General features: G+C 38.7%; 18 protein-coding genes. 6 read left to right on the top strand and 12 right to left on the bottom strand.

The annotated features are described in order from the left end of the window. Positions 1–10 precede the first annotated feature (10 nt). The 5 genes from FBD94_RS01240 to FBD94_RS01220 are packed head-to-tail and all read right to left on the bottom strand — an operon-like array spanning position 11 to position 8,138. On the bottom strand, positions 11–829 hold the full coding sequence (locus FBD94_RS01240; protein ID WP_136878811.1) for an N-acetylmuramic acid 6-phosphate etherase: 819 nt from the start codon (positions 827–829) through the stop codon (positions 11–13). A gap of 45 nt (positions 830–874) precedes the next feature. After that, entirely contained in the window at positions 875–1,984 is a 1,110-nt protein-coding gene (locus FBD94_RS01235) for a family 43 glycosylhydrolase (protein ID WP_225874626.1), read from the bottom strand. 1 nt (position 1,985) lies between these two features. Next, positions 1,986–3,185: a BT_3987 domain-containing protein gene (locus FBD94_RS01230; protein ID WP_136878810.1), complete on the bottom strand. Its 1,200-nt coding sequence runs from the start codon at positions 3,183–3,185 to the stop codon at positions 1,986–1,988. Between the two features lie 28 nt (positions 3,186–3,213). Beyond that, the gene (locus FBD94_RS01225; RefSeq protein ID WP_136878809.1) at positions 3,214–5,019 is read right to left on the bottom strand and encodes a RagB/SusD family nutrient uptake outer membrane protein; all 1,806 of its coding nucleotides are present in this window, start codon (positions 5,017–5,019) and stop codon (positions 3,214–3,216) included. Between the two features lie 8 nt (positions 5,020–5,027). After that, positions 5,028–8,138, bottom strand: coding sequence for a SusC/RagA family TonB-linked outer membrane protein (locus FBD94_RS01220; protein ID WP_235884332.1), 3,111 nt, complete (start codon positions 8,136–8,138; stop codon positions 5,028–5,030). Between the two features lie 423 nt (positions 8,139–8,561). Here FBD94_RS01220 and FBD94_RS01215 point away from each other — a divergent pair, with 423 nt between their 5' ends. Further along, a complete protein-coding gene (locus tag FBD94_RS01215; protein ID WP_136878807.1) occupies positions 8,562–9,311 on the top strand; it encodes a DeoR/GlpR family DNA-binding transcription regulator in 750 nt (249 codons plus the stop codon). A 40-nt stretch (positions 9,312–9,351) separates the two neighbouring features. Here the strand turns inward: FBD94_RS01215 and FBD94_RS26105 are convergent, their stop codons facing one another. Then, positions 9,352–9,513 carry a hypothetical protein gene (locus FBD94_RS26105; protein WP_205945820.1) on the bottom strand — a complete coding sequence of 54 codons (162 nt, stop codon included), beginning with the start codon at positions 9,511–9,513 and terminating at the stop codon, positions 9,352–9,354. A gap of 314 nt (positions 9,514–9,827) precedes the next feature. Between FBD94_RS26105 and FBD94_RS01205 the strand changes: the two genes are divergently transcribed. The 3 genes from FBD94_RS01205 (at position 9,828) to FBD94_RS01195 (ending at position 12,926) form a co-directional block, all read left to right on the top strand. Beyond that, positions 9,828–11,441, top strand: coding sequence for a sensor histidine kinase (locus FBD94_RS01205; RefSeq protein ID WP_136878806.1), 1,614 nt, complete (start codon positions 9,828–9,830; stop codon positions 11,439–11,441). A 4-nt stretch (positions 11,442–11,445) separates the two neighbouring features. After that, positions 11,446–12,192 carry a LytR/AlgR family response regulator transcription factor gene (locus FBD94_RS01200; RefSeq protein WP_136878805.1) on the top strand — a complete coding sequence of 249 codons (747 nt, stop codon included), beginning with the start codon at positions 11,446–11,448 and terminating at the stop codon, positions 12,190–12,192. Between the two features lie 239 nt (positions 12,193–12,431). After that, positions 12,432–12,926, top strand: coding sequence for a hypothetical protein (locus FBD94_RS01195; RefSeq protein WP_136878804.1), 495 nt, complete (start codon positions 12,432–12,434; stop codon positions 12,924–12,926). Positions 12,927–13,063: 137 nt separating this feature from the next. On the opposite strand, the gene FBD94_RS01190 is transcribed toward FBD94_RS01195, so the two are convergent. The 3 genes from FBD94_RS01190 to FBD94_RS01180 form a co-directional block, all read right to left on the bottom strand. After that, complete coding sequence (locus FBD94_RS01190) at positions 13,064–13,849, bottom strand: DUF6794 domain-containing protein (protein WP_136878803.1); 786 nt, start codon at positions 13,847–13,849, stop codon at positions 13,064–13,066. A gap of 817 nt (positions 13,850–14,666) precedes the next feature. Next, the gene (locus FBD94_RS01185; protein WP_169472183.1) at positions 14,667–15,197 is read right to left on the bottom strand and encodes an HD domain-containing protein; all 531 of its coding nucleotides are present in this window, start codon (positions 15,195–15,197) and stop codon (positions 14,667–14,669) included. Positions 15,198–15,214: 17 nt separating this feature from the next. Then, the gene (locus FBD94_RS01180) at positions 15,215–16,030 is read right to left on the bottom strand and encodes a helix-turn-helix domain-containing protein (RefSeq protein ID WP_136878801.1); all 816 of its coding nucleotides are present in this window, start codon (positions 16,028–16,030) and stop codon (positions 15,215–15,217) included. 169 nt (positions 16,031–16,199) lie between these two features. Between FBD94_RS01180 and FBD94_RS01175 the strand changes: the two genes are divergently transcribed. Continuing rightward, positions 16,200–19,439: a sigma 54-interacting transcriptional regulator gene (locus FBD94_RS01175; RefSeq protein WP_136878800.1), complete on the top strand. Its 3,240-nt coding sequence runs from the start codon at positions 16,200–16,202 to the stop codon at positions 19,437–19,439. Here FBD94_RS01175 and FBD94_RS01170 read toward each other — a convergent pair. From FBD94_RS01170 to FBD94_RS01160, 3 genes are all read right to left on the bottom strand, one after another. Then, the gene (locus FBD94_RS01170; RefSeq protein ID WP_136878799.1) at positions 19,433–20,359 is read right to left on the bottom strand and encodes an alpha/beta fold hydrolase; all 927 of its coding nucleotides are present in this window, start codon (positions 20,357–20,359) and stop codon (positions 19,433–19,435) included. The two genes, FBD94_RS01175 and FBD94_RS01170, sit on opposite strands and share 7 nt — an antisense overlap. A gap of 13 nt (positions 20,360–20,372) precedes the next feature. Continuing rightward, positions 20,373–20,786, bottom strand: a complete 414-nt coding sequence (locus FBD94_RS01165) for an OsmC family protein (protein WP_136878798.1) — start codon at positions 20,784–20,786, stop codon at positions 20,373–20,375. Between the two features lie 172 nt (positions 20,787–20,958). After that, positions 20,959–22,014 carry an aldo/keto reductase gene (locus FBD94_RS01160; RefSeq protein ID WP_136878797.1) on the bottom strand — a complete coding sequence of 352 codons (1,056 nt, stop codon included), beginning with the start codon at positions 22,012–22,014 and terminating at the stop codon, positions 20,959–20,961. 220 nt (positions 22,015–22,234) lie between these two features. Here FBD94_RS01160 and FBD94_RS01155 point away from each other — a divergent pair, with 220 nt between their 5' ends. Continuing rightward, positions 22,235–23,005, top strand: a complete 771-nt coding sequence (locus FBD94_RS01155; protein ID WP_136878796.1) for an alpha/beta hydrolase — start codon at positions 22,235–22,237, stop codon at positions 23,003–23,005. The last annotated feature ends 72 nt before the right edge of the window (positions 23,006–23,077 follow it).

Genomic DNA, 23,077 nt, shown 5'->3' with positions numbered 1-23,077 from the left:
TAAAAAATTATTAGTTATGCTTTTTCACTAACTCTTCCATGGCACCTTTAACAGTTCCATGTGCAAGAAGAATTGATTTTGCTTCATCGTAATTTTCAATCTCTGCTTTTTGCATAAGCATTTTCACACCTCGATCTAAGATTTTATCATTGATAAGCTTAACATTTACCATATTATTTCCTTCAATTCGTCCAAGCTTAGTCATTACTGTGGTTGAGATCATATCAAACAGCATTTTCTGAGCAGTTCCGCACTTCATTCTTGTACTTCCAGTAATAAACTCCGGTCCTGTTAGCACTTCTACCGGGTAATCTGATTGTGCCGAAATAGGTGTTGAAGGGTTACTTACGATACAACCGGTTGTAATATTTAACTCCCTGCATTTTTTTAAGGCTTCCAAAACAAAAGGGGTAGTTCCGCTTGCTGAGATCCCTACTACAATATCATTCGGATTAATTTCAACATTTAACAAGGCATTCCAGCCCTCATTCACATCATCTTCTTTTTCTTCAAGTGCATCAGCTAACCGATCAATTCCTCCTGCGAGGATAGCGTTGAAAATACCTTTAGGTATACCGTAAGTGGTAGGAAGCTCAATAACATCTAATACAGATAACCGGCCACCGCTTCCAGCGCCAATGTAGAACATCCGGCCATCGGCTTTCAATTTACTAACTATTGCGTTAATCAGATTATTTACGCTTGGAAGCACTCCTTCTATAACTTTCGCTACTTTGGTGTCTTCCTGATTAATGTATCTTGTTAATTCTTCAACTGACTTATTTTCTAATTGATCGTACAAGGATGATTGTTCTGTAATTGGTATCATGTGTTTATTTTTTTATTTGTATGTGTTTTTTTGTTAATTCTTTTCCTAAAATTCTGGTCCTTTTCTGATGGTGTTGCCAGGCACCGAATTTTCAATAACCGGCCAATCATCAATCCAATTGATTTTATCGAGCATAAGCATGCGCCTACTGGCCCCGCTGGGAACGAGTGGATTGGTTTTATCAATCGCGTGGTACAAAAGCCAATCGGCACCACTTTTATCTGTTATGATTCTCGAGTTATGCCCTGGCCCAGCATACTTATCACTACCAGAGATAAGCAGTGTTCCATTTCCTCTTTCCGTTATATTCTTCCCATCTTTATCCAGATACGGACCTAACAAATTAGCTGATCTTGCAACTCTTACGTTATAAGTACTTCCTGCACCATTGCAACAACCGCCCTTAGATCCGAAGAAATAGTAATAATCTTTTCTTTTATGAATCATTACAGCTTCGAAATCCCCGGCTGCAATTTTTACTTTTTCAGTTAGATCTTTCATTGAAAAACCATCGTCAGTTAATTCCATAGCATAAGTCCCCTGACTTAACGATGAACTGTAGCTACCAAAAAAGAGATACTTTTTATTGTTCTCCGCAAAGTAAAAAGGATCGATTGTATTGGGCACTCCAATGTCATTACTGAGAAAAAGTTTACCCTTATCAACAAATGGTCCCGCAGGACTACTTGCTATGGCCAGACCTATTCCAGGGTTTGGATCAGCCCAGGCAGAATAGGAATAATACATATGGTATTTTTTATTTACAACAACTACATCCGGAGCCCAGATTCCTCCCTCTGATTTCCATTGTGGTTTTACCGTAAATGCATTGCCAATAGCAGTCCATTTAATTAAGTCCAGAGATCTGATAACCGGCACCAATCTGTTGCCATTTCCATCCCCCCAATCGTCCTCTGTTCCATAACCATAAAACCATCCATCTTCTCCCTTTACAATAGAAGGATCAGCTAATATGGGTTCAAAAACAGGGTTAATGAATTCTACGGTCTTTGCGGGTAGAGGTGGTTCTTCCTCCTTCTCCCTATCAGCAGGACCAGATTTACCACATCCTATAAAGAAAAAGGGGATAACCAAATAAAGAAGCGTACTCTTGCGCATAAAATCTATTAAAGTGTCAGGTCCGTTGGTAGGCATACTATTTTTTTAATGGCCAAAAACCAATTGGATTGAATTTATACCTCCACAAGTCACCCGCACCATCTAATGCAAGCAAATCTTTGCCGGCTGAAAACACTAAGGAATACATATCCCAGCCACTGCCAACCTTACTTTTTGCACCGAATATGCCGTCATCAGATAGCGGAAATTGATACATATCGCCAGTGGCGTCAATTGCAAGTAAAGAGTTTTCGTAAGGAATGATTTGAGTAAATCCTCCCCAACCACTTCCTATAGTTTTTATTCTACCGAAATCAAAATTACCGGCGGCATCTAAAGGATACATATTCATGCTTCCAGCACCATCTATTCCTAACAACAAGCCTTTGAATGGTATGATTTTAGCAAAAATACCCCAACCGAATCCTACGGTCTTGCTTGCCCCAAAATTTCCATTCTTATCGATTATATATTGAGCAACATCTCCGCCACCAGCTGCAAACCTTCCTATTATGCGGTTACCACCATAGTAAAAAACGGTGTTAAAGATATTCCAGCCAGCACCAATCTGCCGCGGACTGCTGAATGTTCCATTTGTACCTGCAGGATAAAGCAATAAATTACCGTTGGGACTTTTACCAATCATATCTCCATTAAAATCGAAGAACATCACACCAGCATTAGCACCCAGCGCATATGCTTTCTCACGCGGAACCTCTCCCGGGGCGTACGATCCGGTTATTAAAAAATAAGTGGTCTGCAGTGCTGGATTAATTTTGGCGTTTGCTTCAGTAATACTTACAGGAAGCAAATAGGATTGAAATGGCAGGATAAAGCCCTGGGTTTTAATACTCAGATTTAAAACCCCTGTATTTTTACTGCCCGCATTTATCTGTGCTTCGGGATTGTCCAAGGTATAACTACCCTCGGGCATTGGCTTATAATCAGTACCGTTCTTCAGGTTAAAATCATCAACGCTTGCTGAAGATGTCCCAAACTTTACATTTATGGTACTGTTGTTATCCAGACTTCCACCCATGTAAGCGCTATAATTAAATTTAGATACCGAAGGTGTTATGCTTAGGCTTTTGATTACCGGGCTGACATTCGCCTGGGGCATATAGAGCATTGAATAGGTCTCGGCATCTTTAACATTTAAATCAATATCAACCTCTTTGCTGCAGCCTGCCGCCAGGATACAGAAAATAAGCAATGAAATCTGTAATATTTTTTTCATGATCTGTTTTCTCAATGTGATAATTCAGTTACCAACCCGGATTTTGTGCTATACTTGGATTTTTGTCAATTTCATCCTGAGGAATAGGAAATAAATAATGCTTCGGCGTTTGAAACACCCTGGTTTCTATCAAAGTTCGTTTATAAAAATCATCATCCTTAAGACTAGTTCCGGCAGCTACATTCATTCCATAAACACGTGCTTTGTCCGTTTGCTCAGCGATCTTCCATCTGTGGCAATCAAAATAGCGGTGTGTTTCAAATGCCAGCTCAACCCGGCGTTCATTCCTGATCCGCGTACGCATTTCTTCTTTGGTTAATGAAACCGGTAAAAATGGCATCCCGGCACGGTCCCGAATGGCATTTACGGCTTTATATACATCACTCGTCGCACCATCAGCTTCATTCAGCGCTTCGGCGTAATTCAAATACATTTCACCCAAACGAAAGAATATCCAGGTTTTAAGTGAATACCGTTGCTCTGTAAGACTTACACCGGGATCAATAAATTTTTTAAGCAAATAACCCGTAGTATTATAATCACGGCCATCGCCACCCATTCCATCAGCTCCGGACTTCCAGAACTGTACCCTTCTGTCTACAAAATAAGCACCGTTAAAGTTAATCGTCGCATAAAACCTGGGGTCACGGCGCAGGTACATATTCCGGGTACCATCCAGCCATTTGCCTGTCGGCTCATTTCCTGCAGCATAACCTGTTTCCACATAACCGGAAGCAGCATTAATGATGGGAGATCCATCTGTACTGTAACCAGTTATCGGCGCCATACCGTTATCCATTTCATAGGCATCTATCTGTCCCTGTGTAGGATTCCAGCCGTCCCATCCGCCTAAACTTCCGGGGAATGCACATTTTTCCATCCAGCCATCTCTACCAGAATTTCTGGCGAATAAAACTTCAGGATTATTATTTTCAATAAACAACTGTTGATAGTTTTTAACAGGATCAGCGTAATTCTTAAATAAATGATACCCTGCAGACTCACACTTTGTTATGCAATCCTTTGCTGCTGCTGCTGCTAAATCCCATTTATTCTCATCATACTGCTGAGGAAATAATTTAGTACCCTCATTGTCTGCAAATGACCTGTAATCAGGATTTCCATTCCATAAAGGACTGGCATTATACAGGAGTACCCTGGCTTTAAGCGCCAGTGTTGCCGCTGCAGTCGGCCGGCCAATATCACGGGTCTGTACCACATTCATTGGCAACAGGGTAATTGCTTTATCACATTCATCGACCACAAATTTTACGCACTGGTCTAAGGGTTTACGGCGGATCTTCGTAAAATCATCTGCAACACCAGCACTATAATCCATGATTGGTACCGGTCCATATATCCTCATTAACTGAAAATGATAGAATGCACGAAGAAAGGTAGCTTCACCAATCCAGCGGTCTTTTGTGGTCTGTGTAAATTCTGCAGACAAGGGTGTAATATGGATATGTTCTAAAAAAATATTTGCTTTTCTAATTCCTTCGTACATATTTTTGTAGATCTGTCCTGCTACATTAAAAGAGTTCCAGGCCCCCTTGTTCATCAGCTTAGGAAATTTCTCGGGCCATGGAATGTTCATTTCATCTGAAGCGACTATAAAAGGGTTTACATCAACCATATCCGTAAAATAGATCTCATTAGGAAGCCCTGCATAAATATCCACCAAAAATGCCTCGGCGTACTTACGCTGTTTAAATGCTTCTTCTATGGTGATGTCTTCATCCGGACTTTTATCCAGGAAATCTTTTCGGCATGCAGAAATAAGAAATAACTGCATGATCAATATGCTGCAGATGATATATTGTAATTTTTTCATGTTCAGTATTATTTAAAATCTATCTGTAAACCTACGTTCAGCGAGCGCTGTAAAGGATAACCGCCTGTACCGTCATTAGATTCAGGATCTATGATTTTGATGTAGTCCCAGGTAATAAGATTCACGCCGTTTACGAAAAACCGGAGATTATCAATACCTATTCTGTTAGTCAATTTTTTTGGCAGGGTATATCCGATTTCGGCATTTCTTAACCTCAAATAATCTCCTTTCCGCATCCATAGTGTCGAATTGACGTAATTATTAGGATTGTTACCTACGTCTATAGCCGGGTATCGTGCATTTGGGTTCGATGGTGTCCACCTGTTATCATAATATTCTGTCAGCACATTGTTAACTCCCTTACCTTCGTAAAACGGCCACATTGAAAAACCTGTTAAGAAAACACTGGTACGGGCAGCCCCGGTAAAGTAGACACTTGCATCGAAACCTTTAAAGGATACGGTCCCGCCAAAGCCGAATGACATTTCGGGCAAGCGAGGAAAACCTACGGGGATCTGATCAGAAGAATCAATCACGCCGTCCCCGTTTATATCTTTATACCTTACATCGCCAACACGTACCTCAGAAAAAGTATGTTCCGGACTGGTTTCTATTTCAGCTTGGCTTTGAAAGAACCCATCAGCGATAAATGCGAAGGACTGACCAAGGCGTAACCCCTTTCCAGTCAGATAAGGGAATCGCTTGGCGGGTTCGTCATTTTCTATGACTGTATTTTTCGCGAAAGTAAAATTGCCCCGTAAGGCGTAAAACAAGCCGCCCGAAGTGGTATGCTTGACTTCCAGCAAAGCATCAATCCCTTTATTATTTACTTTACCAAGATTGCCAAAAGGGATAGACCATGGGAAAAACCCGGCTACTGAAGGAACAGTTTTTCTTTGCAATAAGATATCTTTACGTTTTTCGCTGAACACGTCCACCTGGAGCGTCAACTGATCCTTGAACAAGCCTAAATCCATTCCTATGTTCGTTTTCTGTGCCGTTTCCCAGGTTACATTCTCATTGCCAATTGCATTTTCCTCCATACCGGATAATACTTCTTGTCCGGGGCCAAAACCGTAAGACTGACCCTGTGTTTTAATGGTACTCAGAAATAAAAACCGCTGTCCGATCTGGTCATTACCTACTCTTCCGTGAGATCCCCTGAATTTTAAAGTTGAAATTGCGGGTACTTTCCAGAAATGTTCATTAGACACCACCCAGCCTGCAGAAAAGGAAGGGAAGAAACCATATCTTTTTCCCGCCGGAAAATTCTCAGAACCGTTGTAGCCAAAATTAATTTCAGCAAAGTAGCGATTGTCAAAGCCATAAGTAGTACGTCCGGCCAATCCCTGCCTACGGTAGGGAATATTCAGGATAGAGGAGCTTGCTGTAAGGCTTACGTAGTCGCGCTGGTTAAATAATAACATGGAAGTAACATCATGCCGTCCAAAACTTCGGTTGTAATTCAATTGCAGTTCATTGTATATCGCCCGGTCGGCCGCATTTGAAAATGAATAGGCCAGAGGTTTTTCCTCTCTATAATTAGCGCTGTATATATCCTCACCCGTTATTGGGTCTTTTCCCAGATACCTTTTAACTGCAAATTCTTTAGCCCTTCCATTATCAGTTTGTGCTACACGGTCATACGAGAACAAGCCTCTTAGTGACAATCCCTTGGTGGTGAAAGAAGACATGTCCCAGTTGACACCGAATGTACCTTGCAAGGTACTTCTGTCCTGGGTTAAATATCCTGATTGGGTTGACCTGCCCCATGGGTTCCATCCAAGATAGGTCCGGTCGCCACCGGGAGTTCCATCCGGATTGGTTACCGGAAAAGCAATTGGTGAAATCACTTTTAATGACTGAAATATATCTCCCGCACGAAAACCCGGATAATTGCCGTTCTGAATAATTCCACCCAGGCTCAGCTGCATGGTCAAACTTTTAGACAGATTAAGATCTACGTTGCTTCTGAAATTGTAACGTTTGATATTCGCATTGGTGTTAAATTTATTTGTAGGATCCTGTTTATACAGCCCATCCTGTAGGGTAAAACCTACGTTTGTATAATATTTAATGATTTCCGTACCACCGGTTACGCTAAGATTATTAATGGTCTGCCAGGTATTTTGCTTTAAAACAGCATTGGTCCAGTCAGAATTTGGGTATAGATATGGATCAGAACCGTCATAGAATTTTTTTATTTCTTCCTCACTCCACACTGGCGACTGATTTGCATATAATAATGCTTCATTCATTAAGGATGCATATTGTCCGCCGTTGATATATTCAGGAAGACGCAGCGCTTTCAAAGTAGCTGCTTCGGATCTATAGGTAACGGTCGGTTTTCCAAGCTCACCCCGTTTAGTATTTATAAGTATGACACCATTGGCCCCACGTACGCCATAGATTGCTGTTGCAGAAGCATCCTTTAAAATGGTGAAGCTTTCAATTTCCTGTGCGTTGATCACATTCATATCCCGCTCAACCCCATCAATAAGCACCAAAGGACCATTACTTCCAAAAGTAGACAAGCCTCTTATATATACTTGCGCGGCATCTCCACCGGGCTCTCCACTTGCCTGCCTGGTAATAATTCCAGGTAGCTTACCTGCAATAGCATTGGTTAAAGAAGGCGTGGAAACCCGCTCTAGTTCCTTAACTGAAATTGTAGACAGCGAAGCTGTAACTGAAACCTTCTTTTGCGTACCATAACCAATAACAGCTACCTCGTCTAAATCTTTATTACCATCAGGAAGAAGTCGAATTGTTATGTTTTTTTTAACATTAGCACTAATGGTCTGTGACCTGTAGCCAATAAAGGAAAACTGAATAGAATCCTTTTCAGTCCTGATTTGCAAAGAAAATCCGCCATTCGCGCCAGTAACCACAACTATATTAGTCCCCTTAATCTTTACCGAAACACCAGGCATGGGAATATTCTCTTCATCCACTACCTTGCCTTTTACAACCCCCTGATCTACCTCCTGAAAAAAAACAACTTCAGACGTGTACTCTTTTGCTGACCCTTTCTCTACATCCGAGTAAATAAAAAGATCCTTGGCTTTCGCTTCTGTTATAAATAACAGCAAAAACATAAATTGTAGAATTTTATACATATGGTTTGGTTGATTAGTTTAGCAAACAAAAAAAACGCAAATAAGCAGCAAAACAACCTCTCAAACCCAATCTTCACTGCAAAAACACCCATTTGCGCTTTTTATGCGTTTTATAATACAAATATAACCGCAATATAATAGCATGCAACTTTTTTTAAAAAAAAATGTATTTATCTAAAAATACAGCCTATTAAAGCTTTGAAACAGGGAATTCTAGGCAAACCGGCATTAAAACTGCCTACAAAAGCAAAGACCACAAAACCGCATAAAAAATGCATCTTTATAACTTTATTTAATTAAATAGTATGAAATATGCGGAAACAAGCTAAATTTACTGCATTTAGTCATTCATAATAAATCATCAAACCGCAAAAAAATCTCAACTTTGAGAGATTTACTATTTTTACATAACGACTCAAAAGCATGCGTAAAGAAGAAAGACACAAACTGATAATGAGAGAAATAAACCTTCATAACAAGGTTTTATCAGCTGATTTAAGTACCTTATTAAACATTTCTGATGATACGGTAAGACGCGATTTAAAAGAACTTGCTGAAACAGGTAAGCTCTTAAAAGTACATGGAGGGGCAGCAAGCAAATCATTTGTTTCGCCTTTCAACACACAGAATGAAGTCTATGCTTTAAATGAGAAGAAGAAGATTGCAGAAAAGACGCTTAAGCTTATAAAAAATGAAATGGTTATTCTTACAGAAGGTGGAACAACCATATTAGAATTGGCAAAAATGATTCCTGAAAATCTTAAGGTTACATTTTTCACGATAAGTCCGCAAGTAGCAATTACTTTGTCTGACCATAGTAATCTGGAAGTGATTACTATTGGAGGCAAACTCAACAAAAATGCGAACCTGCATGTTGGCGCAAGTGTGATCAATCAGTTGGTGGACATTAAAGTAGATCTGTGTCTTTTAGGCGCAAATGCCTTTTCTTCTGAAGAAGGTCTTACGGATATGGATTGGGATATCGTCCAAGTGAAAAAAGCAATCATTCGATCTTCGAAAAAAACTGCAGTACTGAGTATTTCTGAGAAATTGAATACCGCGCAAAGGATAAGAATCTGCGATCCCAACCACATCAGTTATCTGATTACTGAATTGCCACCAGAAAGCCCTTTACTAGCCAATTACAGGAATGATAACTTAAAATTGCTTTAGCTATCAATTTCTGCGATCTTTTTTTTATCACCTTCAAAAGTTAAGACTCCCAACGACACATCCATTCAATTTCCTCTATCCATTCTGCTTTTCCAATTTCCCTGAGATAGTTATTTGCCTGCACAATAGATGGGTCTAAATAATCGATGGTCCGATCCGTCCAAATTCCAATGTCATGGTATACAGCTGCAATGCGCTTCAAACTCCCTTCGATGGAGGTTTTAATGTTTTTTCTGCTATTTCCTGTTGTTAAAAGGGTATTTCCACCTGTCGAAAATTTAGAGGATAGTACCAGATCCTGTCTTTTCCCCTTGACTTATGGGTGCACCTATTAATACCAGAAACAACAATATTCTCGAAGGTTGGCATCGCAAAGTTTATGAGCAGGCGGGAAAGTTTTATATTCAAATACTGCACAAAACAGCACATCTACTATTTCAAACGCTACCTTTCCTGTTTTATGGTTTTAGTTTCCCTATTATTGCTACAAGTTTGATGAAAATTAAACTTAACATTATGAAAAAAATCATTTTTATATTTCTCAGCTTCTTTATTGCGCTATCTACAGTAAATGCACAAAAAGGCATCAACTTTTCTCGTACATATCCTGGTGGAGGAAAACTCCTTATGTGTGTAGATAGTTCAGCCCAAAATGTCTTTTATGCAAATATGTTCCCCAATCAGCCCCGCACATCTTTTAGTTATTTACCTGAAGTCAACAATGTAAGTATCCAAATTTATTTTAGAAAGGATATAAATATACAGCACTATCGGTATACAATTTTGGCTGATAATAAACCAATAGTAGTAAACAAATCGATTAACATAGCGCAACTGAAGGATGTCGACAGGGGGGATGAAGAAATATTCCGCTCTACCACACTTGGTATTTTCCCTATAAAAGGCAAGACGATTACCACATTAATCTACAGCATCGAAAAACCTCTTGATATTGACAAAGCCGTTTTCTACGGCAAGCCTATTCCAAGAGCAAAGATCAAAGGTTTTTCAAAGCGTTTCGCAACTGACAAAGGCATTGACTACAGTTGGATCACCGACCCAAAAGAAAGAACAAACCTTACTTTCTCTAAAAAAGACGAAGAACTAACCATTGTAAAAGACAGATCAGATATTGATTATCTCTACCACACCTCAATAAAAGACAAGCAAACAAATAAAATAATTTTCGAAACAACTGCCTGGGAATATGGTGGCTTAATTGAAGAGCATGAGTTTTTACCTTATGTAAAAATCGACAAAAACGTTTTCAAAAAATCGGGGAGTTATGAAATTATTATTCAGCCTTTGATTAAATGGACTGGATGCATGGATTGCGATATCTCCCCAAAAGATATAGAAAAATATATCACCAGACATACGCTTTCTATAACTGTAGATGAAGAAAACTACACCAAAAAAGAACTTTTTATATATGCGTTTATTGTAGCATTTGCTATTGGATTGGCCTTTCTTGTTATCCTTTACTTCACAAAAAAAAGAAACAAAAAAAAGCTGGCAGAAAAAGAGCAGCAAAAAAACATGGCGAAGCTTCAACTTAACTCAATTCGTTCCCAATTAAACCCTCATTTTCTGTTTAATGCACTCTCTGGCATTCAAAATTTAATGAACAAAAACGAGATAGACAATGCCAATAAATACCTTTCCAAATTTGCTCGATTAACTCGTAACGTACTTGATGATAAAGAACTGATTAGTTTGTCACAAGAAAAAACTTTATTAGACGATTACCTACAAATGGAGCAATTACGGTTCGGCTTTAAGTACGAAATTAATCACTCCGAAAACTTAGGCTTAGATAACATAGAAATATCAAGTATGCTGCTACAACCTTTTGTAGAAAATGCGGTGAAGCATGGCATATCGCAAAAGGGTACCGATGGAAAAATTATGATTACATTTATTAAGCATGCCAATGATTTGGTGTTAACTGTTGCCGATAATGGAAATGGATTTGACACAGAAAAAAAGAATAATGGTTTAGGTCTTCTATTAAGTAACAATAGAATAGCGCTGTTAAATAGTATTTATAAAGAAAACCGCTTTACTTTAGCTATACAATCCACCACCGAGGGCACTAAAATAAGCTTAACATTAACTGATTGGCTATAATACAATGAGGGCAATTTTAATAGATGACGAAATTTCCAACTTAGAAAACCTACGGGCTTTGCTAGAAAAGCACTGTCCGCAGGTAACTATAATGGCAACAGCACAAAATGTAAGTGAGGCGGTTGATGCTATTGAAAAATATTTACCTCATTTAGTGTTTCTGGATATTCAAATGGGCAAGCAAACAGGTTTTGATGTGCTAAAACTGCTTCCAACGCGCAGTTTCGAAGTCATTTTTGTTACCGCTTACGATCAATATGGGATACAAGCTGTAAAATCTGCCGCCTTAGATTATCTCTTAAAACCCATTGATATTGAAGAATTGATCAACTCGGTAAATAAGGCCGAACATAAATTAGCAACACAAATACAAACATCGCAGCTCGATTTTTTACTGCAACAACTAAAAAAGCCAGAAACGAACGTCAGCAAAATTGCCCTACAGATGCAAAGCGAAATAAGGTACGTTACTTTATCAGAAATTATACGTTGTGAGGCAGACAATACTTATACCCACTTCTTCCTTTCGAGCAATGAAAAAATATTGGTTTCTAAATCACTTAAAGAATATGCAGATTTACTGCGCCCCAACGGATTTTTAAGAACTCATCAAAGCCATTTAGTAAATCCAAAATATGTAAAAAGCTGGTTAAAAGAAGACGGCGGTATTCTTCTTTTAATGTCTGGAGAAAAAATACCCATTTCTAAGCCCAACAAGGAAACTGTAAAACAAACCTTGCAACAATTCTAAGTAATTATTTAAGGGATCAATCCCAAATGTACTCCCCCACGGACTGAACTCAAAAAAAATATTGATGATATTAGGAAAATTGCAAGGATTTTGACTTGGTTCCAAAGGCCTCCCTAGTAGAGATTTCGCATTAAAATACAAGCGAACCTGGAAAAATAAAAAGGACAAAAAAATAGCTTTAATGGTGTAATTTCAGAATTTCCTGGCCATTCTGTATCTTGGGATCCAGAAAACAATTAATGAGCTCAAATCAGAAAAAATATTTAAGACTGACCATAGTGCTATTTCCTGCATTGGTTTTTGCGATTTCACTGACACAGGATGGATTTAGTTATCAGTATATTGATGTGGAGAGGCCTAAAAGCTACTCATTGCTTTTAATGGGCGGAATAGCTTTTATTGGTGGTGGCCTATTTGAGACCTTAATCTGGATAGCCAATCCAATTGCGCTTATCGCAATCATTCGCTTTCTTATTGAAAGCAGTGCTGTGGTTAAAACAGAAGCCATTCTCAAAACGGCAATTCCAAAACCTAAACCGAGCAGCTACTGGCTTTCTGCACTGGCAGCAGTAATTGCTTGGTCCTTTAGTCTCTGGAACGAAGTGCTGGCTGCTGAAAGCGGTTCAATGGGTGAGATTCTCAGTCTGGAACCTGGTTACTGGCTCTGGGTATCTAGCTTTACTATGCTGACCATCGGCATCAATTATTTTCATTTCCAGATTAGCAACAAATAAACTCTATGTTCACTCAAAAAGATATTTTGAAACTCATCAGCGCAGTATTTACCGTTGTAATTTTCCTTGGTTCAGTAGCCTTAACAGTGATTTTTTCAAGGGCTAAAAGAAAAATCACCCGATCAAAGATGGATACATTATTTAGCCTCCCAGTCTGAATAATCCATCCATAGCTCTTCGCCAGTCCTCATATACTTTACAACATGTCGCGCATTTCTCCAGCGTCCATTATTTATGATACGGGCACCTTCATTATCATAATAAATAATGCCTTTTTTATCGCATGACTCTAGCAACCGTAACTTTATCAGGAAATCTACACTGTTAATGCCGGTAACAATACCAATAGCTTGACAGTTGTCCTCAAAATCGAGCTTTTCCTGCCTTTTAGAAGCGTATCCATGACTAAACAAAAACCTAACAGTATCACCAACTTTAAATACAGCTAGCCCTGCTTGCTTGTCTCTTAACGTCTCTTGTTGTGATTTTTCCCAATAGTCTTTGCTTTCCTTTATCTGTCCTTTCAAATTAATCTCCAGGCCTCGGTTATGCCGATAATAACTTTTGAGGATTATACCGCTCATATCGTCAGGGTGGTGTATTCCAAGTGTGTTAAAATAAGCCGAGAGCCTAGATCCTGCCCATAACCCCCAACTGTTCCTAAGTGACATTCCAAAATTGTGATGCAATCTTGATGTCAAGTCAGATTCAGCTATGAATTTCGCCTGAAGTTTCAAGCTATCGGAAAATATGGTATCTAAACTATGAATTGCGTCATCGAGATCAATTGGTATATATACATTGGGCTTATTATCTCTACTATGCTTCTTTTGAGCGTCTGCAAATAATGATAAAGAAATCAGAAAGAAAAAGCAAAGACGTTTAAGCATTAATTGAGTTTTATGATTTACAATTCTAAACATTTTTTTTCTATTCCATTTAAGTGGATTCACAAGGCTCAGAACTAACTATAAAACAAATAGAATAACCGTCGTGAATGTATATTCAGTATAAAAAGCAGTATCTGGAATAAATACACCTATGTTATTTTCATAGAATTATGTTAAGATCAGACGAGCATTAAGTCTGAATATGTGCATTTTCTTCACTAATTTTAGACTTTTTTGGATCTGAACATTTACCCCACTAGTGTTCCATGTACCGGTTCGACTCCCTTTAACTTCACCCTTCCGGATATCGAACCCTTTTTCAGAATTTTGATTAAAAAAACAAATCAAACAACTATATATCAGCACATTAAACAAAACAACACTTAAAAATTTCTAAAAACACTAAGATTTTAGAGTTCAAAAATCAGCCAATTCGAAAAAATTACAATAATCTGAATATCAGATATATGAATAAATAAAAGAGGGAATCTCATTGCTGAAACTCCCTCTTTCTGTGGTGCTCCCCCGCGGACTGAACTCAAAAAAAATTATGATGATTGGGGCTGTACAATCTATAGGCAATGTAAGCCAATGCCCGAGTGAATAATTTCGCCAACAGTATGACGGATTACATTGGAATAGGTTTTGAAGAAGCAGCCGAAGGTCGGCCCTTCTCGCCCAACAATTGATCCATTTAAAAATGAAATTAAAGGACAAAAAAATAGCTTCTATGGTGAAATTTGACGAATAATGATTTCATCCAAGCATAAAAAAATTCAATTCAAATAATGCATTTACAGTCTCTAGTAGAGTCGTTTGAAACGAATCAGGAAAGGAGAAACCACTTCAACTATTTCTTGAACATAGGAAAAGGGTTCAGCGGATGATTAACCGCATTTTTTAAGACCTCCTTTATTAGGAACAAATGAAAACCAAGATTCGGAAACTCATGTCTAATTTCTGCGATCTTTTTTTTATCACCTTCAAAAGTTAAGACTCCCAACGACACATCCATCCAGTCTGCTTTGCAAAAAATCACCACAGTTTCCTTATACTCTCCTTTATATCCTGTTATTTTATGGTGCCAATATATCATTAAATCAATTTCCTCTATCCATTCCGTTTTTCCAATTTCCCTGAGATAGTTATTTGCCTGCACAATAGATGGGTTTAAATAATCGATGGTCCGATCCGTCCAAATTCCAATGTCATGGTATACAGCTGCAATGGCATATTTTTTTTCATTACGCTTATCTTTATCAAGTAAAACACAATATAGGAAGACACGACAAACGTGGTTCCGATATTTCCCATAATCGATACCAATGACCGATTTAAATCGGGACATTAAATCATCAATGATTTTGTATGAATACCCCATATTGATCTAAAATTCTTTTATGTTGCCCGTTCTTTTTTAAAGCTGGTGAAATTCACCCCGGAATTATTCTTGAAAAATTTGCTAAAATGGGCATAGTCCTTAAAACCTAAGAAATAGGCAATTTCCTTCATAGATGACCCCGTATAAATTGCTTGCCGTTTTGCCTCCACAACAATCGCTTGATGGATATGGTACCTTGCTGCAAAACCGGAAATCTTCTTCACTGAACGGTTGAGATAGTTTGGAGAAACATATAAAATGCTGGCATATTCGGACACCATCTTTTTCGTCCTATAGTGGTTGTTAAGCAAATCAAAGAACTCTCCGGCCAATTCGCTCCCTCTGTCAGACCTTTCTTTCAGCTGTATCAGTTCAAGCCCGTTGGAAAGATAAATGATGAAAATATTAAAAAGCCCTATTAAAATCTCTAATTTAGAGGGGGTAAAAAGGCTAAATTCCTTCAACATTTTTGCCATTATATCTTCAAGGTCCTTTTGTAGGTCTAAATCCGGTTGTATAGACCTTACCGTAAATGAATTATATTTTGGAGTGAAAAAAGAGGATATCGACCGCCTATCTAAAAGATGGATAAATTCCGGCGAAAGGTAGATGTAATACCCCTCTAGTTTCCCTTCGGCGCCAAACACGCATATTTGACCAGGGCAAAGGAAGTAGACTACATTTTCTTTAATCATGAGACTTTGCAGATCTATCTTGAATATACCATCTCCCTTCTGCACCCATATTATCCGATAGCCATTATCCTGGTCAGCCTGTCTGGTCGAGAGCTCATTACAGGTACACTGGTCTAAAGTTCTAATTTCGAATTGCATATTATCATCTTTAAGATTCAAGCCTCAATGATATGACAACAACCGATCCACTACATAACAAACTGACAATCTTACACTTAAAACAAAACCCCACTTAAAAAGCTATCTAAATATCGCTAATTATTTAAAGCATTGGCGATATTTAGACATATAATTACTATCTTGAAATATGTCCAAATCAAAGAAAATAAAAAAACCTATGGTTCCAGCCGACATACACGAAACTGGACAAACCGGCAACAATATTGAATCTTTAGAAATGGATATTTTACTTTCTTTAAGTAAGGATATTGCTTCGGTTCGAAGTAAAGAGGATCTTTTTCGAACTATATACCCAAAGCTGAAGCAACTTTTTGCAACAGATGATATATTTATCTGCAAACTGGATAAAGCAAACAAAACCTTAAACCCCATTCTTAGGGTTAGTGACCAAAGGCGTAATGAATATACTGCTTATCGAAATATAGTCAACACAGACCTCCCCATCCATGACGGCTTTATTGATACAATTCTGAATGCAAAATCACCCTTGATCTTTGATATTGAGGAGGTAAATAAATGGCTTTCCCCACCTTCATATATGCCAATTGTAAAAGCGGCTGGGCTGGTAGAAAGTTTATCAATAGCTTTATGCCATGGGGATGATCCTATTGGGATTTTGACACTTTGGTCAGAAAAAAAATATTCATTTACACCCCATCATCTTCAACTGATAGGAAAAATTGCGCCCCAGATTTCTTTTGTCATTACCAATATTTTAGCAGAAGAGGCTGCAAGGGAAAGAGAGCAGGAAAATGAAGCGCTCCTTCTGATCAGTAATGAAATTGCTTCCATAAGGAACAAGGGGGACCTTGCAAAAATTTTCAGTACTACGTTGAAAAAATATATCCATTTTAACGATGTAGTTGTTATGATCTATAACAAAGATCGAAATGTTTACCAGGTATATATTTGTGAGGTCGAAGAAAAAAGATTGAGAAATCCTGATTTTCAGGCGGCAATGTCTGCGGAGTATCCGCTTCTGGATAGCGATCTCTCCAATGCCCACATGCCAACAATCATTGATGTCGAGTTCCTGGTAAAGTATACAAATAGTCCCGCAACGTTTATCCATAAGGCAGGAATCAAGGAAATTTCGGCCATTAAATTGATTGATGGTGACCGGCTGATCGGGCTTTTTGTTCTTTTATCAGAACAACTCCTTTCTTTTCCCAAAAGCGCGTTGCATATTATGCAGAGGATCTCTTATCAGATATCCATAGCCGTTGCCAAACTACTCGCCAACGATGAAATTGAGCGAAGGGAAGCTGAGAAAACCTTATTACTTTCGTTAAGTAATGAGATGTCACTGGTGAGAAGTAAGGAAGATCTGGCAAGGATCATCAACCAGAAGCTAAAAAAGTTATTCTCTATCCTGGATTATACGATCGTGGTTCTTCAGGGCGCTGAAATGACTTATGGCCCATACCTGTTCGACCCTGAGGATACCCCTTTCGACAAAAAGACTGAACTTATCGATAAATTGTTCAATAATTATAAGTTTGAAGAGGGGTTTTATGATGTGGTATTACAGACTGATGAACCCGTGATTTTTGATATTGATGCGATAATGGCCACCGATGAGGTTCCTGGCCATATCAGCTTTTTTCACTCCCTTGGAATTAAAGTTATTGTTGGTGCTGCTTTACGTATAGGAGAGCGTGACCTGGGGATATTATGGATACAACCATCGCAGGTAAAGTGCTCAGATATCATCATGACCAATGTTTTTAAAGGAGTGTGTTCCCAGATATCAATTGCCCTGGCTAATATCATTGCTAACGAAGACATCCTTAAAAGACAGCAGGAAAAAGAGATTATGCTTTCTTTGGGCAATGACATCGCTTCTATCAGAAATAGGACAGATTTACTAAACATCTTTACCCATCAGTTTAAAAAACTCTTCCATTATAATGATGCATCAATTATTATTTTGAACAAAGAGGACAATACCTATAGTGCCTTTGTGTTGGATATGGAAGAGGAGCGAGCAAATCATATTGATTGCCTTCCCAATTCAATTGGAGTTTATCCAATTTCTGATGGAATCTGCGATGTTATTCTGGCTGCTGATGGCCCTGTTATTTTGAATTACCAGCAGGTTTTAGAAAAGAAAACCGCTCCAAGCTGGGCAGTTTTCTTACATGAAAATGGTATAAATGAAATGGTATGTGTTGCTTTGCGCGAAGGCAAGGAAAATATGGGTGCCTTTTTCCTTCATTCTGAAGAGAAAAATTATTTCAACAAACACCAGTTTAATCTTATCCAGGGAATTGCTTATCAATTGTCTGTAGCTTTAGCAAATGTTTTGGCAAACGAAAAAATAACAAAACAGCTTGATGAAATCAATACCTACAAACAACAGCTTGAAGTAGAAAACCTATACCTCCAAAAAGAAATATCAACGGATGGGAACTATAGTGAAATTATTGGTACCGGAACTGAAATGCAAAAGGTGTTTCATTTGTTGTCACAAGTCTCTTTTGCCAATAGTACGGTATTGATTTTAGGCGAAACCGGTACTGGAAAAGAACTAATTGCAAGGGCACTTCACAACATTTCGCCACGTAAGGATAGAATGATGGTAAAGGTAAATTGCGCTTCTATACCAGCTAATTTAATTGAAAGTGAACTTTTTGGTCATGAACGGGGAAGTTTTACCGGTGCAACAGACAGAAGGATTGGCAAGTTTGAACTGGCTAATCATGGAACTCTATTTCTGGATGAAATTGGCGAAATTCCCTTTGAACTTCAGTCAAAACTCTTGAGAGCCTTACAGGAAAGGGAAATAGAAAGGATTGGTGGCAGGAATGCCATTAAAATAGATGTAAGGATAATTGTTGCCACAAACAGAGATCTTGAAAAAGAGGTTAATGAAGGACGCTTTCGCCAGGACCTTTTCTATCGGCTCAATGTTTTTCCAATAAACCTACCTCCTTTGAGGGATCGTAAAGAAGACATCCCTGTACTGGCTGCACATTTTATATCCAAATATTCGAGAAATGCCGGCAGGGCGATAAAGAACATTTCAAGTAAGGTTTTACAGGATCTGATGGCCTATGACTGGCCGGGAAATGTAAGAGAGATGGAGCACCTCATAGAGAGGAGCGTCTTGCTTAGCAATGGTGACACGATAAAAAACATTCATTTACCGGTACTGAAACGCACGGAAACAGGATCTTCAATTGCTGAACTCTATATTAAAACTATTGATGAAAATGAGCGCGACCATATATTATCAGTCTTGAAAAAATGCAAGGGAAAAGTATATGGCAAGGGTGGAGCTGCTGAAATATTAGGCGTTCCGGTGTCAACGTTGAACTCTAAAATTAAAAAATTTGGGATTAAAAAAGAACAATCCTTTCAATAGAAAGGACTGTTCTTTTTACTTAGATTAATAAAATCAGTAATGTATTTTGCGGAGAGTTCCGGATATTGATGTTGAGGTCCATGCCCCGACTGCATGAAAGTAATCATCTGCGCGTTTTTAAGCTGTCTTGTAAATGGATACCAATTTTCAACAGCAAAGCTTATATCATGATCTCCACATATAATCAGCATTGGAGTTTTTGTGGTTTTCAGTTGCTCCCTGAAATTTGATTTGTCTTCACGAAATCCGTCGCCACCTTTAAAATAAAGATTAAAAACCTCCATTGTTGAAGGTATTTTTGAGATGTCAATTCTTTTTGCAATGCGACCATGTGAGGCTTTTGCCGCTGCAACGCTGGCCTCGGATTTTGGTTCAAAAAAGAGTACAACCTCATCGTCAAAATTGTTAATTGGTTTTAAAGCGACATCTAGAAAAGCTTTTTCTAATGGAACTTCATTTTTTCCGGGAGGGCCGGTACCAATAAAAATAGAATGGGTAATCAAATCGGGATACATCAAGGTGGCGGCCTGTGCTACCAATCCTCCGTATGACCATCCCAAAACAATGAATTTTTTAAGGTTTAAAGCCTGGGATAAATCTTTGATATCTTTGGCTACAATTGCAATATCTGTTGGTAATGTACCTGTAGAGGAGCCAATTCCTGTATATTCAAAAGTGATCACATTGAAATTTTCTGCCATTTTATCCAGAAATAGAGGGTCCCAGGTATCCAGCGTTCCTCTGAACCGGTTGACAAAAATAATAGGAGTACCTTTCCCTATGGATCGATAAGCTAGTTTTCTGCCCTCAACTTCTGCAAATTTGGTTTCGGATGATATTGCTTTTTGCCCGTAACTTTCCAGGCTCGCGACTACGAGTATCACTAAAAGAAATGACTGTCTGATAAATGGATTTTTCATTTTGCGGGTTTCATTAACTTTCAAGGGAACTTTCAACTGTAATCTCTGCGTTTAGTACTCTGCTGACAGGACAATTAAGTTCAGCATCCCTGACACTTGTATCAAAAAGCGCCTGATCAATTCCTTTTATCTTAGCTCTTACGACCAGATGTGAGGCTGTTATAGAACCATTTTCAAAATTGATATAAGCGGTAGTTTCCAGGCTGTCGGGCACAAAGCCGGCATCCCCCAGTACAAAACTCAGTTTCATGGTAAAACAACCTGCATGTGCTGCTGCAAGCAACTCTTCGGGATTGGTCCCTTTCCCTTCTGCAAACCGGCTATTAAATGAGTATTGTGATTTGTCTAATATAGTGCTTTGAGTGGTCAGATGGCCGTTACCATCTTTCCCCGAACCATGCCAAACTGCTGTTGCTGTACGTTTCATATTTTAAGTATTAGGTTTAAACTCAAAATCCCAGGATACCCTGAGGTTATTTTTCTTAAGCGAAGAATTTATCTAAATGCTTCTACTCCTGACTTTCAATTCAAAATTATCGAATGGCGAAGCGTACAACAATTGACAAACAACGCCAATCCTTGTACGTTTTATCCCAATATTAATACACCTGTTGTTTCAACTGCATTAGCGAAGAACCCGCCCCAAAAATACGCTCCTGTGTTGCGGCTATGATTTCATGGGGAAAGCCCAGTGCAATTGAACTCATCTCATTCAGGCGATACATCTGTTCTGCTGTCAGGTTCACCTCAAGTGAACTGAGGTTATCGGCCAACTGTTGTTCAGTTCTCGGACCCAGAATTGTAATGGTAGACAAAGATGTTTGAGCATGTTTTTGACGTAACCAGGCCAATGCCACATCAAGGGTTTTTACCTCGTTTTCTTGTGCAATTGCTTCTAGTGTATCTATAATTGCCGTTTCTCTCGCACTACGCTCTGCCTTCACTAGTGTTCCCCCCCAGGCTTTTTGTCTTGAAACACTGTCCTGTACCGAAGCCCGGTATTTTCCCGTAAGCGTACCCCCAGCTAAGGGCGACCAAAATGCGACACCAAGTCCTAACGCTTCAGCCATAGGCAGTAGCTCTCTATCCGCTGATCGCTCAATCAGATTATATTCGATCTGAATGCCGGTTAACGGAGCCCAATTGTTCAAATCAGCTAGTGTTGCGGCGCTTGCAATTTGCCATGCCGGGAAATTCGAAAAACCCGCATAAAGAATTTTTCCCTCACGTGTAAGGTCATCCAGGCTCTTCATTACTTCTATAACCGGGGTTTGACCATCGGAAATATGTGCCCAGTAAACATCTAAATAATCGGTTTTAAGGCGCTTCAAACTCGCTTCGATAGAAGTTCTGATATTTTTCCTGCTATTTCCTGTTGTTAGAAGGGTATTTCCACCTGTCGAAAATTTAGAGGACAGCACCAGATCCTGTCTTTTCCCCTTGATCAACCCGGACAATATTTTTTCAGACTCACCACCTTGATACCCGTCAGCAGTATCTATGAAGTTCCCGCCAGCCTCTATGTATCTGTTGAATATTTTTTCTGAGGTCGCCTCATCAGCACCATGCCCCCATTGTGTGCCGAAATTTCCTGTGCCAAGTGCTACTTCAGAAACCCTTAACCCTGTCTTTTTGCCAAAAATTTTGTAGTTCATAACGTTTTTAATTAAATATGTTTAAACAATGGTGTGCGGTTTGGTTTCTACTCCTGATTTTCAATTCAAAATTATCCAACGCTGAAGCGGCCAACAATTGACAAACAACGCCAATTCTTGTACGTTTTATCCCAATGTACTTATGGGTGCATCTATTAATGCCAGAAATTCTTAAGATTGCATCACATTTAGTTATTATAATTTTCAAACATTGAATATCATGGAAAGATCAAAAACTATCGTACTCATTCACGGAAATTTTGTGAATAACAACTGTTGGGCAGATTGGAAGCACTATTATGAACAAAAAGGCTATAAAGTTTATACTCCTGCGAATCCCGGACACGAAGGAAATCCTGCGGAGTTGAGAGCAAAAGTCCATCCTGCCCTTGTTAAAACAGGATTTATAGACATTGTAAACAACATTGCTAAATTAATAGATACCCTGCCTGAAAAGCCATTAATTATTGGCCATTCGATGGCAGGAATGGTTGTATTGAAATTGATAGAAATGGAAAAAGCAGTGGCCGGAGTAAGTATTGACGGGGCGCCGCCGAAAAATGTTTTCCCACCGTTTCAAACGCTTAAGACCGTATTACCGGCATTTGGTTTTTTTTCTTTCAGTAAATATTTTATGGGTAGTCGTAAATGGTACAATAATGCATTTTTTAATACCATACCTGATACGGAGAAAGAAAGGGCCTTTGAAAAATTTGCAGTACCTGAAAGTTATAAGGTTAGTCGTGAATTAGTTTTAAATTCCTTTTCAAATATAGATTTTAAGAAAGCCCACGCGCCAATTTTATTTGTTGGCGGCGGTAGTGATCATATCTTTCCACCCAATCTTACACAAACAATCGCCAGAAGATATAAGCATACAAATAGCCGGGTTGATGTGAAAATATTTGAAGGCAAAAGTCATTTCATTTGCGGAGAGCCAGGCTGGGAAAAAGTAGCAGATCATATTCTGGAATGGTATGAATCTCAATAATATATAGAAAGAACCTATTATTGATGATTTAAGTACCGCACAAAACTACAGTACTTAAATCACTAAATAAAA

Source organism: Pedobacter hiemivivus (genome assembly GCF_005144565.1).
Lineage (GTDB): Bacteria > Bacteroidota > Bacteroidia > Sphingobacteriales > Sphingobacteriaceae > Pedobacter > Pedobacter hiemivivus.
This window is presented reverse-complemented; position numbering and strand designations above follow the sequence as displayed.

What these genes read in the sequence shown, in the direction of transcription:
- FBD94_RS01240 (WP_136878811.1), bottom strand. Translation starts at nt 829, where the DNA reads ATGATACCAATTACAGAACAATCATCCTTGTACGATCAATTAGAAAAT.
- FBD94_RS01235 (WP_225874626.1), bottom strand. Translation starts at nt 1,984, where the DNA reads ATGCCTACCAACGGACCTGACACTTTAATAGATTTTATGCGCAAGAGT.
- FBD94_RS01230 (WP_136878810.1), bottom strand. Translation starts at nt 3,185, where the DNA reads ATGAAAAAAATATTACAGATTTCATTGCTTATTTTCTGTATCCTGGCG.
- FBD94_RS01225 (WP_136878809.1), bottom strand. Translation starts at nt 5,019, where the DNA reads ATGAAAAAATTACAATATATCATCTGCAGCATATTGATCATGCAGTTA.
- FBD94_RS01220 (WP_235884332.1), bottom strand. Translation starts at nt 8,138, where the DNA reads ATGTATAAAATTCTACAATTTATGTTTTTGCTGTTATTTATAACAGAA.
- FBD94_RS01215 (WP_136878807.1), top strand. Translation starts at nt 8,562, where the DNA reads ATGCGTAAAGAAGAAAGACACAAACTGATAATGAGAGAAATAAACCTT.
- FBD94_RS01205 (WP_136878806.1), top strand. Translation starts at nt 9,828, where the DNA reads ATGAAAAAAATCATTTTTATATTTCTCAGCTTCTTTATTGCGCTATCT.
- FBD94_RS01200 (WP_136878805.1), top strand. Translation starts at nt 11,446, where the DNA reads ATGAGGGCAATTTTAATAGATGACGAAATTTCCAACTTAGAAAACCTA.
- FBD94_RS01195 (WP_136878804.1), top strand. Translation starts at nt 12,432, where the DNA reads ATGAGCTCAAATCAGAAAAAATATTTAAGACTGACCATAGTGCTATTT.
- FBD94_RS01190 (WP_136878803.1), bottom strand. Translation starts at nt 13,849, where the DNA reads ATGTTTAGAATTGTAAATCATAAAACTCAATTAATGCTTAAACGTCTT.
- FBD94_RS01185 (WP_169472183.1), bottom strand. Translation starts at nt 15,197, where the DNA reads ATGGGGTATTCATACAAAATCATTGATGATTTAATGTCCCGATTTAAA.
- FBD94_RS01180 (WP_136878801.1), bottom strand. Translation starts at nt 16,030, where the DNA reads ATGCAATTCGAAATTAGAACTTTAGACCAGTGTACCTGTAATGAGCTC.
- FBD94_RS01175 (WP_136878800.1), top strand. Translation starts at nt 16,200, where the DNA reads ATGTCCAAATCAAAGAAAATAAAAAAACCTATGGTTCCAGCCGACATA.
- FBD94_RS01170 (WP_136878799.1), bottom strand. Translation starts at nt 20,359, where the DNA reads ATGAAAAATCCATTTATCAGACAGTCATTTCTTTTAGTGATACTCGTA.
- FBD94_RS01165 (WP_136878798.1), bottom strand. Translation starts at nt 20,786, where the DNA reads ATGAAACGTACAGCAACAGCAGTTTGGCATGGTTCGGGGAAAGATGGT.
- FBD94_RS01160 (WP_136878797.1), bottom strand. Translation starts at nt 22,014, where the DNA reads ATGAACTACAAAATTTTTGGCAAAAAGACAGGGTTAAGGGTTTCTGAA.
- FBD94_RS01155 (WP_136878796.1), top strand. Translation starts at nt 22,235, where the DNA reads ATGGAAAGATCAAAAACTATCGTACTCATTCACGGAAATTTTGTGAAT.